At 32.2% G+C, this 15692-nt stretch carries 16 protein-coding genes and 1 tRNA gene; 8 read left to right on the top strand and 9 right to left on the bottom strand.

What is annotated here, in order from left to right; all coding sequences use genetic code 11:
• Positions 1–2: 2 nt before the first annotated feature.
• The gene (locus E5167_RS09855) at positions 3–440 is read right to left on the bottom strand and encodes a retropepsin-like aspartic protease (protein ID WP_136843589.1); all 438 of its coding nucleotides are present in this window, start codon (positions 438–440) and stop codon (positions 3–5) included.
• 76 nt (positions 441–516) lie between these two features.
• Here E5167_RS09855 and E5167_RS09850 point away from each other — a divergent pair, with 76 nt between their 5' ends.
• The 8 genes from E5167_RS09850 (at position 517) to E5167_RS09815 (ending at position 5763) form a co-directional block, all read left to right on the top strand.
• Positions 517–1284, top strand: a complete 768-nt coding sequence (locus E5167_RS09850; RefSeq protein ID WP_136843587.1) for a TatD family hydrolase — start codon at positions 517–519, stop codon at positions 1282–1284.
• 2 nt (positions 1285–1286) lie between these two features.
• The gene (locus E5167_RS09845; protein WP_136843585.1) at positions 1287–2312 is read left to right on the top strand and encodes an asparaginase; all 1026 of its coding nucleotides are present in this window, start codon (positions 1287–1289) and stop codon (positions 2310–2312) included.
• A 74-nt stretch (positions 2313–2386) separates the two neighbouring features.
• Positions 2387–2474: transfer RNA gene (locus E5167_RS09840), tRNA-Ser, on the top strand.
• Positions 2475–2595: 121 nt separating this feature from the next.
• A complete protein-coding gene (locus E5167_RS09835) occupies positions 2596–3366 on the top strand; it encodes a MotA/TolQ/ExbB proton channel family protein (protein ID WP_136843583.1) in 771 nt (256 codons plus the stop codon).
• 28 nt (positions 3367–3394) lie between these two features.
• On the top strand, positions 3395–3841 hold the full coding sequence (locus E5167_RS09830) for a hypothetical protein (protein ID WP_239021979.1): 447 nt from the start codon (positions 3395–3397) through the stop codon (positions 3839–3841).
• Entirely contained in the window at positions 3841–4461 is a 621-nt protein-coding gene (locus E5167_RS09825; protein ID WP_136843581.1) for an ExbD/TolR family protein, read from the top strand. Before E5167_RS09830 ends, E5167_RS09825 begins: the two co-directional genes overlap by 1 nt.
• Before the next feature lie 26 nt (positions 4462–4487).
• Positions 4488–4967, top strand: a complete 480-nt coding sequence (locus E5167_RS09820) for an ExbD/TolR family protein (protein WP_136843579.1) — start codon at positions 4488–4490, stop codon at positions 4965–4967.
• A 94-nt stretch (positions 4968–5061) separates the two neighbouring features.
• Entirely contained in the window at positions 5062–5763 is a 702-nt protein-coding gene (locus E5167_RS09815; RefSeq protein ID WP_136843578.1) for a porin family protein, read from the top strand.
• On the opposite strand, the gene E5167_RS09810 is transcribed toward E5167_RS09815, so the two are convergent.
• The 8 genes from E5167_RS09810 to tsf all read right to left on the bottom strand — a co-directional run bounded on the left by E5167_RS09810 (position 5758) and on the right by tsf (position 15681).
• Entirely contained in the window at positions 5758–6363 is a 606-nt protein-coding gene (locus E5167_RS09810) for a hypothetical protein (protein ID WP_136843575.1), read from the bottom strand. The two genes, E5167_RS09815 and E5167_RS09810, sit on opposite strands and share 6 nt — an antisense overlap.
• Before the next feature lie 4 nt (positions 6364–6367).
• Positions 6368–7822 (bottom strand): RNA polymerase factor sigma-54, encoded by a 1455-nt coding sequence (gene rpoN, locus E5167_RS09805; RefSeq protein ID WP_136843573.1) that lies wholly within the window; start codon positions 7820–7822, stop codon positions 6368–6370.
• A gap of 90 nt (positions 7823–7912) precedes the next feature.
• A complete protein-coding gene (gene asnS, locus E5167_RS09800; protein ID WP_136843571.1) occupies positions 7913–9346 on the bottom strand; it encodes an asparagine--tRNA ligase in 1434 nt (477 codons plus the stop codon).
• A 112-nt stretch (positions 9347–9458) separates the two neighbouring features.
• On the bottom strand, positions 9459–11855 hold the full coding sequence (locus E5167_RS09795; protein WP_136843569.1) for an efflux RND transporter permease subunit: 2397 nt from the start codon (positions 11853–11855) through the stop codon (positions 9459–9461).
• A 72-nt stretch (positions 11856–11927) separates the two neighbouring features.
• Positions 11928–13184 (bottom strand): hypothetical protein, encoded by a 1257-nt coding sequence (locus E5167_RS09790; protein WP_239021978.1) that lies wholly within the window; start codon positions 13182–13184, stop codon positions 11928–11930.
• 78 nt (positions 13185–13262) lie between these two features.
• A complete protein-coding gene (gene frr / locus E5167_RS09785; RefSeq protein WP_136843565.1) occupies positions 13263–13820 on the bottom strand; it encodes a ribosome recycling factor in 558 nt (185 codons plus the stop codon).
• Between the two features lie 58 nt (positions 13821–13878).
• Complete coding sequence (pyrH, locus tag E5167_RS09780; protein WP_136843563.1) at positions 13879–14586, bottom strand: UMP kinase; 708 nt, start codon at positions 14584–14586, stop codon at positions 13879–13881.
• Between the two features lie 120 nt (positions 14587–14706).
• Positions 14707–15681: a translation elongation factor Ts gene (tsf, locus tag E5167_RS09775; protein WP_136843561.1), complete on the bottom strand. Its 975-nt coding sequence runs from the start codon at positions 15679–15681 to the stop codon at positions 14707–14709.
• Positions 15682–15692: the final 11 nt, after the last annotated feature.

Raw genomic sequence — 15692 nt, 5'->3', positions numbered from 1 at the left:
AATTAAAGTTTAAGATATAAATATTTCTTATTGTAATCAATTATTGCTTTTGTTTTTTTTAAAATATCTGCACCAATAATGCCATGTACTGAGTTTGCATTATGGTTAGCTAAAGCCATATTAACATGTGTTAAATCAAATAGAATGATTGAGTTTTTTTTCGATTTCCATTTACCAATTTTAACTATGTTTTTTTTCGAAACTTGTGTAAGCATATCAATAGCACCAGCACCAGCTGCTTTTACGTCGGAGTCTTCTACGGTTAAACCAAACATATTAGTAAACTCAAAATCAACACACGAATTTGAAGCGCCAGTATCTAGTATAAAACGCCCTTTCTCACCATTAATAGCAGCCTTTAGCTCAAAGTGATTGGTTTTTGTATAGTGAAGTTTTACTTTACAATAGCCTTTGTTTATTAAGAATTCTTGTAAGCTCATGTTAAATAGTATTGGGTTTTAGAATAATGCTTTTTAAGAGCTTTCAAATATACTAATCAAAGCTTACTTTTGCACCATGATAATTACCGATACCCATACACATTTATATAGTGAAGCTTTTGATGATGATCGTGACGACATGATGCAACGTGCTTTCAACTTAGGCATTACGCGTTTTTTTGTTCCAGCCATAGACTCATCTTATACAAAAGCGATGTTTAAACTTGAGCAGGATTATCCCGACAATGTGTTTTTAATGATGGGATTGCACCCAACATCGGTTAAAGAAAATTATAAAGAAGAATTGGTACATGTTGAAAAGCAACTATCCGAAAGACACTTTATAGCCATTGGTGAAATAGGAATAGACTTGTATTGGGACAAGTCAACATTAAAAATTCAACAAGAAGCATTTAGATATCAAATTAAATTAGCTAAGAAGTATCAATTACCAATAGTTATCCATTGTAGAGAATCGTTTAATGAGATTTTCGAGATTCTAGAAGAAGAAAAAGGAGAAGATTTATTTGGAATCTTTCATTGTTTCACTGGAACTCAAGAACAAGCTCAAAAAGCTATTTCCTATAACATGAAATTAGGAATTGGAGGTGTAGTAACATTTAAAAATGGTAAGATAGACCAATTCTTAAATCAAATAGATTTAAAACATATAGTTTTAGAGACCGATTCACCGTATTTGGCACCAACACCATATCGAGGTAAACGTAATGAAAGTAGCTACATTATTAATGTGTTAGAAAAGTTATCATATATATATGGTGTAACTGCAAAAGAAATTGCCGAAATTACCACCGCTAATTCAAAAGAAGTTTTTAAAGTTTAAACATGAAAGTACCAAGCATATTATTAATATATACAGGAGGCACCATTGGAATGATTAAAGATGTCGAAACAGGTGTGTTGCGTTCTTTCGATTTTGATAACTTATTAGATAAAATACCTGAGTTAAAGCTTTTAGCATGTTCTATAGAAACGATTTCTTTTAATGAGCCAATAGACTCCTCTAATATGAATCCAGAGTATTGGGTGCAAATTGCTGAAATTATAGAAGATAATTATTCGGCATTTGATGGGTTTGTTATTTTACATGGTAGTGACACTATGAGCTATACTGCTTCGGCATTAAGTTTTATGTTGGAAAATTTAGCAAAACCTGTAATTTTTACAGGCTCACAATTACCTATAGGCGATTTGCGTACCGATGCAAAAGAAAATTTAATTACCTCTATTCAAATAGCATCAATGCAAGAAAAAGAACAACCTCTTATAAAAGAGGTTTGTTTATATTTTGAATATAAATTATATCGAGGCAACCGAACTACTAAAATAAATGCTGAACATTTTGAAGCATTTGCATCATTAAATTATCCGGATTTAGCAGAGTCTGGTGTGCATCTTAAAGTAAATAAAGAGTATTTGCTTAGTTCAACTGAAGATAAACCGCTTCGTGTTCACAAAAAACTTAATAATAATGTTGCCATTATTAAATTATTTCCAGGAATATCTGAAGGCGTTTTGCGTTCAATTTTCTCAACACCTAAATTAGAAGGTGTTATATTAGAAACCTATGGCGCAGGAAATACAACTAATAGAACCTGGTTTATTACTATGTTAAATGAGTATATAAATAAAGGAGTACATATTATAAATGTAACACAGTGTTCTGGAGGAAGTGTTATTATGGGACAATATGAAACAAGTACTCAACTTAAAGACATAGGTGTTATTTCGGGAGGAGACATGACCACCGAAGCAGCTATTACAAAACTTATGTACTTATTAAGTAAGAATTTATCTAAAGATGAGTTCAATATGGACTTCGAAAGTGCATTACGAGGAGAACTATCTTAAAATTAACAACCAAAATTTTAGCGTTTAAACTTTTTTTTGTTATTTGACCCGCTGTAACTAAAAAATGAAGTTATAGAGAGGTGGCCGAGTGGTCGAAGGCGCACGCCTGGAAAGTGTGTATACGTTAAAAGCGTATCGAGGGTTCGAATCCCTTCCTCTCTGCAAAAGAGACAATTGCGATTTTCCTAATAGAAAGGAGTAATCTCTAAATAAATTTTAATTTTTTAATTACAATTTTTTTATATCTTTAACGCTTTAACTAATAAAATTAAGATCAAGAACAATGAAAAGATTATTTTCTATTCTAGCCATCGCATGTATTATGGCATTCGGAACTGTAAATGCAAGTACAAATGCGAACACTACCACAATTGTTAATACGGTTGTTTCAGCCCAAGAAGATGGAGCTGCTGATGCAGAAGACCTTGGATTTCATCAGGAATTAAAAAAGAGATTTATAGAAGGAGGCCCAGGATTTATGGGAATTGTATTGTTATGTTTAATTCTTGGATTGGCAATTGCTATAGAAAGAATTATCTTTTTAAACCTTTCTACTACAAATACTAAAAAATTAACTCAAAATGTTGAGGATGCTCTTGCATCAGGAGGTGTAGAAGCAGCAAAAGAAGTTTGTAGAAATACAAAAGGCCCTGTGGCATCTATTTTCTATCAAGGATTAGATAGAACCGACGAAGGTATCGAAGCTGCCGAAAAAGCTGTTGTGGCTTATGGAGGTGTACAAATGGGACAACTAGAAAAAAACGTATCATGGATATCGTTATTTATTGCTTTAGCACCAATGTTAGGGTTCATGGGAACAGTAATTGGTATGATTCAAGCATTCGATAAAATTGAAGCAGCAGGCGATATGCAACCATCATTAGTAGCAGGTGGTATTAAAGTAGCATTATTAACAACCGTGTTTGGTCTAATTGTTGCTATTATATTACAAATATTTTATAACTACATCATTTCAAAAATTGATGCTATAGTTAACGATATGGAAGATGCATCTATAACATTGATGGATTTATTGATTAGACAAAAGAAGTAATAACAACAACTTAAAATCTTTATAGATTATGAATTTGCAAAAAATAATAAAACTTGTTGCAGCAATAGTTGGAGTTATTTCAATATTCTTTCTTGTAAGAATCATTGGTGCAGGAGACGAAGCTCTTGAAACCGATCCAGCTTTACAAGACAGTATTGTATCACCTTTCATGTACATAGCATACATTATATTAGGTGTTATGGTGTTTTTAGTACTAGTGTTTTCTATTAAGCACATGTTTACTAATGCAGCAACATTAAAAAAGACATTAACTAATGTAGGAGCATTTTTAGCTTTAGCATTAATAGCATACTTTGGGTTTGCCACAGGTGTTGAAACGCCACTTAGAGATGGTGAAGTTTTATCAGCTGGCGACTCTCAATTAGTAGGAGCAGGATTATATCTGTTTTACTTTTTAGTATTTATAGCAGTAGGAATAATGCTGTTTACAGGAATTAAAAAAATGGTTAAGTAATGGCAAAAAGAGCAGCACCAGAAGTTAATGCAGGCTCTATGGCCGACATTGCTTTCTTATTGTTGATATTTTTCTTAGTAACTACAACTATGGAAAAGGACTCTGGAATTAGCAGAAAGCTACCTCCAATGGACGATTCTGAAGAAGATGTAATTATTAAAGAAAAAAACATCTTCAAGGTATCACTAAATGGTAGAGACCAATTACTTGTAGAAGATGAATTGATGGAACTTAAAGATTTAAGAGCTGCGGCTGTTGAGTTTTTAGATAATGGAGGTGGTGAAAATGCCAATGGAGAAGCATGTGATTACTGTAAAGGTAAAAGAGACGCTAACTCATCAGATCATCCAGATAAAGCAATTATTTCTTTAAAAAACAATAGAGAAACCTCATATAAAATGTACATATCGGTTCAAAACGAATTAGTAGGTGCGTATAATGAGTTGCGAAATAGAAGAGCCTTAGAAATAGGCCCAAAAAGTGGGTTTAGAGACATGAACTTTATAGAAATGCAAAAAAACTTTAAAGACGTGAACTGGCCTGGAAATAAAACAAAGTTAGAAGAGGTAATAGACCAAATAAAAGCGGAATATCCTCAAAAGCTTTCTGAAGTACAGTAATTTAGAATTTAATAATTTAACAACATATGTCTAAATTTAAAAAGAAAAAAGGAGGCGATTTACCAGCAGTTAATACAGCATCATTACCAGATATTGTATTTATGTTATTATTCTTTTTTATGGTAGCAACCGTAATGAGAGAAGATACGCTAATGATTGAAAATAGATTGCCAAGTGCTGATCAAATTGAAAAGCTTGAAAAGAAAAACTTGGTAATGTATATTTATGTTGGTAAACCTAGTAGTCAATATAAAGCTAAATATGGTGAAGAAGCTAGAATCCAGCTAAATGATAAGTTTGCACAAGTTAGTGAAATTGCCGCATTTATAGCAGCCGAACGTGCTTCTAAAAGGGAAGAAGAAGTCCCATTTTTAACAACATCTTTAAGAGTTGATAAAGAAGCAAACATGGGAATTGTTGGTGATATTAAGCAAGAACTTAGAAAAGTGAATGCCTTAAAAATAAACTATACAACAACACAAGGAGATGTTTCTAATAACAATTAATTAGAAAATAATCTTAATTTGTTAGATAATATTGAAAAGCACTCTAAACTAGAGTGCTTTTCTTTTGCATTATATTTGTATAAACGATGATGTAATGAAACAAATAATTATTTTTATTATAGCAGTATGTGTCACGCAATTAGCCCTAGCTCAAAGTATAGATAGTACTCAAGTTAAATATAGCATTGATACTAAATATAAAGAAGATCAGTATTATTTTGGAGTTAGTTATAATGTGCTAACAAACATGCCTAATGATATGTATCAAAATGGATTTTCCAGCGGATTTCATTTAGGGTTTATTAAAGATATGCCAATTAATAAGAGACGAAATGTAGCTTTAGGTATTGGTTTAGGGTACTCTACTAACTCTATAAACAATAACTTACTAATTACTCAAGTTGCAGATAATACTTATACTTATGAACTGCTTAACGATTCAGAATTTACTAAAAACAAATTTGTACAGCATCTTGTAGAATTACCAATTGAGTTTCGTTGGCGTACATCTACAGCCACCACTTATAAGTTTTGGAGGGTTTATACAGGGATAAAATTTGGATATGTATTTGCATCTAACACAAAGTTTAAAAACGCTTCAAATACAGATAAAATAAATAATATTAAAGATTTTAATGAGTTGCAATACGGACTTACCTTAGCAGTAGGTTATGACTCTTGGAACCTTTTTATACACTATAACCTTAATTCAATATTTGAAGATAAAGCAAGGCTAAACGGTAGTAGTATAGACACAAAAATGCTTAAAATTGGGATTATGTTTTATATACTATAGCCAATAGTTTAAAAGGATTATTTGAGGAATTATCCCAATAAAAAAACCTATTAGCAGTTCAATATTATTATGCGCTCGCATATGCAATCTAGAGGTAGCTATAAGCCCAGAAATAACACACATCAACATTATAGAACCATTAATATTTATTTGATAGTGTATGCTAGTGCCTATAATAAACATAAGTACGCCACCAGCGGCAATCATATGGATACTTATCTTAAACTGTAAAATAGCTAATATTAAACATGCTAAAGTAGAAAGTAGTATGCCAATAAAAAAACAATACAACTCTAAGAGTTCATTTTTAGGTAATATACGTTCAATTACAAGAAAGATAATCACACAATTAAGAGCTAAAGGCAAAATACGTTCTTTCGTTGTTGGCAGATTTACCGAATGAACTTTTTTTAGAGTTTTTAAAAGTAAATACAATAAAATAGGAAGTATTATTGTAAGTAAGCCTATTGAAAAAAGTTTTTCTTCTATTATTTCAACAGGAAGATATCTAGGTGATTTTGAAAAGAAAAAAGTTGAGCCTAAAAGAGGCATAAAAAGAGGGTGGAAGATGTATGATATGCTTTTTAAAAAATCACTCATCCTCTTATATTTGTTTTCTTAACCTTGCCACTGATATATCAAGTTGTTCACGATATTTTGCTACTGTACGTCTGGCAATTGGATAGCCTTTCTCTTTTAATATTGTAGCAAGTTTCTCGTCGGTTAATGGTTTTTTCTTGTCTTCGTTTTCAATAACTGTTTCTAATATTTTTTTAATCTCTCGAGTAGATACGTCTTCTCCTTGATCGTTTTTCATCGATTCACTAAAAAACTCTTTAATTAATTTAGTGCCATAAGGTGTGTCAACATATTTACTATTTGCTACCCTAGATACAGTAGAAACATCCATGTCTATTTCATCAGCTATATCTTTTAAAATCATGGGTTTTAACTTGCGTTCGTCCCCAGTTAAGAAGTACTCTTTCTGGTAGTGCATAATAGCACTCATGGTAATAAATAATGTTTGTTGTCTTTGTCTAATAGCATCAATAAACCATTTTGCAGCATCTAACTTTTGTTTTATAAAAAGTACCGCATCCTTTTGCGATTTAGACTTGTCTTTAGACTCTTTGTAACCCTTAAGCATATTATTATATTCTCTGGATACGTGAAGTTCTGGTGCATTTCGTCCGTTAAGTGTTAACTCTAATTCACCATCAACAATTTTAATGGTAAAATCAGGAACTACATGCTCAACAATTCGTGTATTACCAGCAAATGAGCCTCCTGGTTTTGGATTTAAACGCTCAATTTCGTGAATAGCGTCCTTAAGTTGCTCTTCTGTAATATCAAATTTTTGAAGTAGTTTTTTATAATGTTTTTTAGTAAACTGCTCGAAGGCTTTATCAATAATATTTTGAGCTAACTCGATATTTGGTGTTGGTGTTTTTCTACGTAACTGTATGCTTAAACACTCTTGCAAATCTCTTGCGCCCACTCCAGCAGGATCTAATTGTTGAACAATTGATAAAACTTTTCCAATTTTATCTTCGGTTGTATAGACGTTTTGTGTAAAAGCTAAATCGTCCATAATATCTTCAAGCGAGCGCCTTATATAACCACTTTCATCAACGCTTCCAACTAAAAAGATAGCAATTTGTTCTTCCTCCTCATCCAGTCTAAACGTATTTAATTGCGATTTTAAATGCTGAGTAAAAGATGTACCAGAAGCATAAGGAACGTTTTTATCGTCATCATCTGCACTATAATTATTTGCTTGCATTCGATAATCTGGAATCTCATCATCGCTTAAATATTCATCTACATTAATATCTTCGGCATTGATTGAGTCGTTGTCGTTATAGTCGTCAGAATTATCAAAATTATCATCAAATTCATCTGTTTTATCTTTACCACTTTCTAGAGCAGGATTTTCTTCGAGTTCTTGTTTTAAACGTTGTTCAAAAGCTTGTGTAGGTAATTGAATTAACTTCATCAGCTGGATTTGCTGAGGAGATAATTTTTGAGATAATTTAAATTGTAAATACTGCTTAAGCATTGTGTTATTTGGGTTTAGAGTAAAAATAAAAAAAACAATCTACATTAAGTAAGAACGTAGATTGTTTTATTAAATATATTTAGTCTTTATTTAAAACTCGGCATTTTGAGGTGTTCTAGGGTAAGGTATTACATCGCGAATATTACCCATTCCTGTTACAAACATTACCAAACGTTCAAATCCTAATCCAAATCCTGAATGTACAGCTGTTCCATACTTTCTTAAGTCTAGGTACCACCAAAGTTCTTCCTCAGGAATATCTAGTGCAGCCATTTTTTCTTTAAGCACTTCCAGACGTTCTTCACGCTGACTTCCACCAACGATTTCACCAATACCTGGAAATAAAATATCCATAGCGCGAACAGTTTTTTCATCCTCATTTAAGCGCATGTAAAAGGCTTTGATATTTGCAGGGTAATCAAACAATATTACAGGACATTTAAAGTGTTTTTCAACTAAAAAACGTTCGTGCTCGCTTTGTAAATCGGCTCCCCATTCATTGATTAGATATTGAAATTTCTTTTTCTTGTTTGGTTTAGAATTTCTTAATATATCAATAGCTTCGGTATAACTTACACGTTTAAAGTTATTATCTACAACAAATCGTAACTTATCGGTAAGTGTCATTTCATTACGTTCGGCTTGTGGCTTCGATTTGTCTTCTTGAGCTTGTCGTTGCTCTAAAAACGCTAAGTCTTCTTTGTTGTTTTCTAACACATAATTTAGAACAGATTTCATAAAATCTTCGGCTAAATCCATATTTCCATCTAAATCCATAAAAGCTACTTCAGGCTCTATCATCCAAAACTCTGATAGGTGACGAGACGTATTCGAGTTTTCTGCTCTAAATGTTGGTCCAAACGTATAAACTTTACCAAGTGACATGGCATAGGTTTCAGCTTCAAGCTGCCCAGAAACGGTAAGGTTGGCTTCTTTTCCAAAGAAATCTTTAGTAAAGTCAACACTTCCATCTTCAGTAAGAGGAGGGTTTTTAGCATCTAGTGTGCTCACTCGAAACATCTCGCCTGCGCCTTCGGCATCACTACCAGTAATTATTGGTGTATGCATATAGTAAAACCCGTTGTCATTAAAATATTTATGAATAGCAAACGATAGTGCCGAGCGTAAACGCATTACTGCACTGAATGTATTGGTTCTTGTACGTAAATGTGCATTTTCGCGTAAAAATTCTAGCGAATGTTTTTTAGGTTGAATAGGATATGTTTCAGGATCAGAATCTCCTAAAATTTCAATAGAAGTAGCTTGAATTTCTACGTTTTGCCCTTTTCCTTGACTTTCAACCAATAAACCTTTTATGTGAATCGCAGCTCCTGTGGTAATTCTTTTAAGAATAGCTTCATCAGTATTTTCAAAATCTACGACACACTGAATGTTATTAATAGTAGAACCATCATTTAAAGCTATAAATCGATTTGCTCTAAAAGTTCTTACCCAACCTTTAATTTCTACATCTATTAATGTGATGTCTTGTGAAAGTAATTCTGAAACGGTACTTATCTTCATTATTTAATAATTAAAAAAGATTACTCGATGCCTTTAGCACCGAGGTTGTATTATAACTTTTGTCCTGAACTCGTTTCAGGATTAGGCAGCAAAGATAAGGCATTCGTCTAAATTATTTGTCGCCATTTTTATCTTCTTCGTCTGGAATAATTCTAAAATGAGGTTCTTTTAATACTTCTTTGTTTGCTATACTTCTTTCTAATGATAATAATAGTGATGGTAGTAATAGTAAATTGGCTAACATAGCGAATAGTAATGTACCAGACACTAAAGCTCCAAGTGCTACAGTACCACCAAAGTTAGATATTATAAATACCGAGAACCCAAAGAATAATACAATTGATGTGTAAAACATACTAATACCAGTTTCTCTCAATGCAGCATATACTGATTTTTTTATTCGCCAATGATTTGCCTGAAGCTCTTGTCTATATTTTGCTAAAAAATGTATGGTATCATCTACCGAAATACCAAAGGCAATACTGAATACTAAGATTGTAGAAGGCTTAATAGGTACACCCAAATAACCCATTAAACCAGCAGTGATTAATAATGGTAATAAATTAGGGATAAGTGATACAATAATCATTCTAAAAGATCTAAACATATATGCCATAAACACAGATATTAAGAAAATTGCCAATGACAAAGAAAGTATTAAATTGTTCACTAAATATTTTGTGCCTTTTTGGAATAAATATGCTTTTCCGGTTACAATAACTTCGTATTTATCTTTTGGAAATACCTTATTAATTTTTGTTGTAAGATTATCTTCTATGCGTTCCATTTTATCAATACCACTATCCTTCATAAAGGTTGTTATTCTAGCATATTGACCTGTAGAGTCAACAAAGTTTTTAAGTAAATCTACATCACTTGAAGAGTTTTTAGCGTAGGAAAGAATAAAATTATTTTCTTGAGAAGTTGGTAATTGGTAGTATTTTAAGTTACCATTATAATAGGCCTGTTTAGAGTATTTTACTAGACTCACTACCGAAATTGGCTTTGAAAGTTCAGGCGTTTCAATAATGAGTTCTTCTAGTTCATCCATTTTTTTTAGCGTAGAGAGTTTCATAACTCCTTTTTTGAGGTTGGTGTTTACCATAATTTCTAATGGCATAATTCCATTAAATTCTTCTTCAAAAAAACGAATATCCTCAAAAAAGGCAGCTTTTTTAGGCATGTCCTCAATTAAACTCCCAGATATTTTTATTTGATAAATACCAATAATACTTGCTATAAGTAAGATTAGAGCAGTTACATAAATGGTTATTTTTCGGTGCCTTACCATACCCTCCATCCAATCTACAAAAGTGTTAATCCAACGTTTATTTAAATGCTCCAAATGCTTGTCTTTAGGCATTGGCATGTAACTATAAATAATTGGGATAATGAGTAGGCATAATAAGAAAATACCAATAATACTTAGCGAAGCAACGGTACCAAATTCTTTTAACAATTTGCTTTCGGTAATAATAAATGTTGCAAAACCAGAAGCCGTTGTGACATTGGTCATTAATGTAGCATTTCCAATTTTGGTAATAACCCGTTGCAAAGATTTTGCTTTGTTGCCATGTTTATTTACTTCGTGCTGGTATTTATTTATTAAAAATATACAATTTGGAATTCCAATAACGATGATTAAAGGTGGTATTAAAGCTGTGAGCACTGTAATTTCATACTCCAATAAACCTATTATTCCAAACGTCCACATTACTCCAATAAGCACCACAATCATTGATATAAATGTGGCTCTAAAAGACCTAAAAAAGAAAAAGAAAATCAGTGAGGTAACCAATAATGCAGCACCAATAAAAAGACTAATTTCGTCAATAATGTTTTGTGAGTTTAATGTGCGTATATATGGCATTCCAGACACGCGAACATCTAGATTATAAGCATCTTCAAATGCTTCAATTTTAGGAATTAAAACGTCTATAATAAAGTCTTTCCTTGCCGGCGTATTTATAATAGATTTTTCTAGGTAAATAGCCGACCGTATTGTTTTAGTTTCTTTATTGAATAAAAAATTATCGTAAAAAGGGTATTGTTCAAATAGTTCGCCTTTAAGTTTTTCTAATTCATCAATAGAGCTAATAGAATCTTTAATAAATGGCTCAAGATCGAACTGTTTTTTTTGATTGTTCTTTACTAACTTTTGAAGATCGTAAATAGAAACAACTGTTTCTACTTCAACATTAGATTTAAAACTTGTTGATAGTTTATTCCAAGCGTTTAAATTTTCGACAGAAAAAAGCGATGAATCTTTAACACCTAAAACAATTAAATTACCCTCTTCTCCAAAAGTTTCTAAAAAAGAATTATACTCTAAATTTACTTCATGATTGTCTGGTAAAAGATTAGCTTCAGTATAAGTAAAACGCATTTTATCCCACTGTAAACCAAAAAGATACGTTGCAACAGCTACAACTAGAATAATACCAATTCTGTTCCTTAGAATTAATCTAGCAATAGCTTCCCAAAAACCAACCGAAAAAAGTTTTGTCATAGCAAATTTAATGGCTGCAAAGGTAGCTAAAATGAATAGATATTTACCTTTAAATAAAAGGATTTAACAGCTTTAATCTAAGCTAATATTAAAAGTAAACTTAACAGCTATATTATCTTCGAAATTAGGTAGGTGGTACGCGCCATATCGGTAAGCAAAACTAAGTCCAAAACCAAAAAACAGTTTGTTTAATTCTAGCCCAGACTCTGTAAAACCTTTATCTAGAGTACTAAAATTAATACCATTGTGCCTAAAAGAGTCTTTCATGGTACCAATAGCAAATCTAGAAATTAATACAAGTTGCGGTTTAAACCAAGGAGAGATATTAAAAGGTGAAAAAGCATGTTTTATTTGAAGCGTGCTAAATGTATCAGAAAAAAACTCGTTAAAATACATGGTTTCAAAACTATTAGTGCCTGCTACCGAAAACCTACTCCATATAGTTTCTTTGTTTACATTATTAGGATAGGCATGATACATGTGAGTTAAAGGAGTATTTTTGCTTGTCATACCTGTTGTTAGAACAAATTCTGTGGAGGCATTTTTTTTATGAGTAAACTTTTGAATAGCCCTAAAATCTACTTTTGAGAAATTTAAATCACCGCTAAATACATTGGCTAAACTTTTTGTGTATTGGAGCGTGAATTTTGGATAACCAACCTTAGTTTCGCTTATGCCATTATCAGTGTTTTTAAATTCACTAAAAGGGTTCCATTGCATGGATGTTTTAAACAATGTTAGGTTGTAATTAGTAAAACTTTCTCCAGAGTTTAAATTAAACGTATAATTATAAGTAGGAGTGATTTTGCTGACTCCAAACTGTGTTTCGGTAATCATTTTTGGGTGTAATTGATGTTCTACCGAAATGGTTTTAGATATGTGTTTATGGAATAAATCAATATTAATTAAACGAGGCTCAAAGAATTGAAAAAAACGCTTATCGGTTAGAAAATTTGAACTTCCTGTTTCTTGTAAATCTTCTGTATATGTTAGGTTAATCCATGTGTTTGTTTTTTTTGAAACCCTAAATCCACCACCAAAACTGTACTTGAAATTTCCATCCACAAACCCATAAACTGTATAACCTTGAAGTCTAAACTTATCAGAAAACGCTTTGTTAGTAATACCACCCAACCCTGTACGAAACCCTTCGTATTGGTTATATTTTATTAAGTATCTTAAATCAATATTTATATACTTGGTAGGGAAGTAGCCGTTTCCTATATGCCTTAGAAATTCAGCTTTTTTTATGGAATCTTGCTGGCTAGTTTTTACAGAGATACTGTCTGTTTGCGAAACACATTTATTTAAAAAAAGAAAAAAAATCAAGAAAGGTAAATAACACTTCATATAGGGAGTTAAAGTATGTATATAACATAAAAAAAGCGACTTTAGTGTCGCTTTCTATTAAACCGTCATTATTTCTTTTTCTTTAATGTGGAAAATTTCATCAACTTTCTTTACAAAATTGTCAGTCATGTCTTGAATATCCATTTCGGCATTAGATTGTAAATCTTCAGAAACATCACTTAAGTTTTTAATGTCATGATTGGCATCCTTACGAGCGTTTCTAATACCAACTTTAGCGTCCTCAGCTTCAGCTTTTGCTTGTTTTGCTAATTCGCGACGGCGCTCTTCGGTTAATGCTGGCACATTTATAATAATGCTTTCGCCATTATTCATTGGGTTGAAACCTAAGTTTGCAATCATAATGCCACGCTCTATCTCCTGAAGCATGCTTTTTTCCCAAGGTTGAACAGTAATGGTTCTGCCATCAGGAGTATTTACATTGGCTACTTGATTTAACGGTGTTTGTGATCCATAATAGTCCACCATTACACTGCCTAACATGGCTGGACTAGCTTTTCCAGCTCTAATATTAACAAACTGCTTTTCTAAATGCTTAATAGCATTTGTCATTGCTTCTTTTGCTGTATCCAGAATAAATTGAATGTCTTCGTTCATTTCTAAAATTTTTAATCTAATATTTCAAAAACTAAGCCAAAAATAAACAAAAGTGTGATTATAAGTTTACTGTTGTGCCAATATTTTCGCCTGAAACTACTTTTAGTAAGTTGCCTTTTTTGTTCATATCAAAAACTATGATTGGCAATTTATTTTCTTGACTTAATGTAAAAGCAGTTGTATCCATAACTTTTAACCCTTTTCTTAAAACATCATCAAAAGTAATGTTATCAAACTTTGTTGCAGCAGCATCTTTTTCAGGATCAGCTGTATATATGCCATCTACCCGAGTGCCTTTTAATATAACATCGGCTTCAATTTCTATAGCTCTAAGCACTGCTGCAGAATCTGTAGTGAAATACGGATTCCCTGTACCACCACCAAAAATAACTACACGTCCTTTGTCAAGGTGCCTCATGGCTTTACGACGTATAAAAGGTTCGGCAACTTCATTAATTTTAATGGCTGTTTGGAGTCTTGTAGGTACATCGGCATCTTCTAAAGCACTTTGTAATGCTAGACCATTTATAACAGTTGCAAGCATCCCCATATGGTCACCTTGAACACGGTCCATTCCGTTACTTGCTCCAGCAACACCTCTAAAAATGTTTCCACCACCAATAACAATGGCTACTTGAACGCCTTGATTTATAATTTGTTTAATATCTTGAGCATATTCGGCAAGACGGTCTGGGTCAATACCATATTGTCTATTGCCCATTAATGCTTCGCCAGATAATTTTAGTAGGATTCTGTTATACTTCATTAGTTTATTTGAAAGTTTAGCAAATATAATCAATATCTTATATTGAAAACCTAGAAATTAGACATAAAAAAAGCTTCGATATTAATCGAAGCTTTTTAATTTATTTGAATTAGGAATTAATTATCCTAATGATACTCTTTTAAATTCTGTTACAGCGACATTGCCATAAGATTTAACATAAGCATCTACGGTCTTTTTTTCATCTTTAATGAAATCTTGATCTAATAAACATTGTTCTTTATCTAAAGTTGTATTGTCTGAAACAAAACGATCCATTTTTCCAGGAAGAATTCTATCCCATATTTGCTCAGGCTTTCCTTCAGCTTTTAGTTCTGCTTTAGCATCTTCTTCAGCTTGTGCTAACACTTCAGGAGTTAATTGTGCCATAGAAATATACTTAGGTACATTTTTAAGGGTTTTACCTAAACGTGCTAATTCTTCGTTGTCTTTTTCAATAACAGCAATTCTTGCTTCAGTTTCTGATGCCACAAATGCAGGATCAAAATCTTTGTAAGACAATGTTGTTGCTCCCATTGATGCTACTTGCATTGCTAAATCTTTAGTTAATACATCTGCTTTATCAATAGCATTGTTTAAACCTACTAAAGCAGCAATTTTACCAATATGAGTGTAGGCTCCAACGTAAGGTGCTTCTATTCTTTCAAATGCTGTAATATCTATTTTTTCACCAATAACACCTGTTTGTTCAATTAATTTTTCAGCAACAGTCATGCCTCCAAAATCAGCAGCTAAAAAGTCTTCTTTATTTGAGTGATTAATTGCGATGTTTACGAACTCTTCAGCTAATGCTTTGTAAGAATCGTTTTTAGCAACGAAATCTGTTTCGCAAGCTAAAACTATAGCAACACCTGCTGTGTTATCATCATTAATTTTAGTAATAGCAACTCCTTCAGACGATTCTCTGTCTGCTCTTTTAGCAGCAACTTTTTGTCCTTTTTTACGTAAAACTTCAATTGCTTTATCAAAATTTCCTTCAGCTTCTACTAAAGCTTTTTTGCAATCCATCATTCCAGCGCCAGTAGCTTCTCTTAGCTTTTTTACATCTGCAGCGCTTATTTTTACTGTATTATCCATAATGTTTTTTA

Source organism: Pontimicrobium aquaticum, from assembly GCF_005047595.1.
In the GTDB taxonomy this organism is placed as follows: Bacteria; Bacteroidota; Bacteroidia; order Flavobacteriales; family Flavobacteriaceae; genus Pontimicrobium; species Pontimicrobium aquaticum.
The sequence above is the reverse complement of the archived record's forward strand: the minus strand, read 5'-3'. Positions and strand labels throughout refer to the sequence as shown.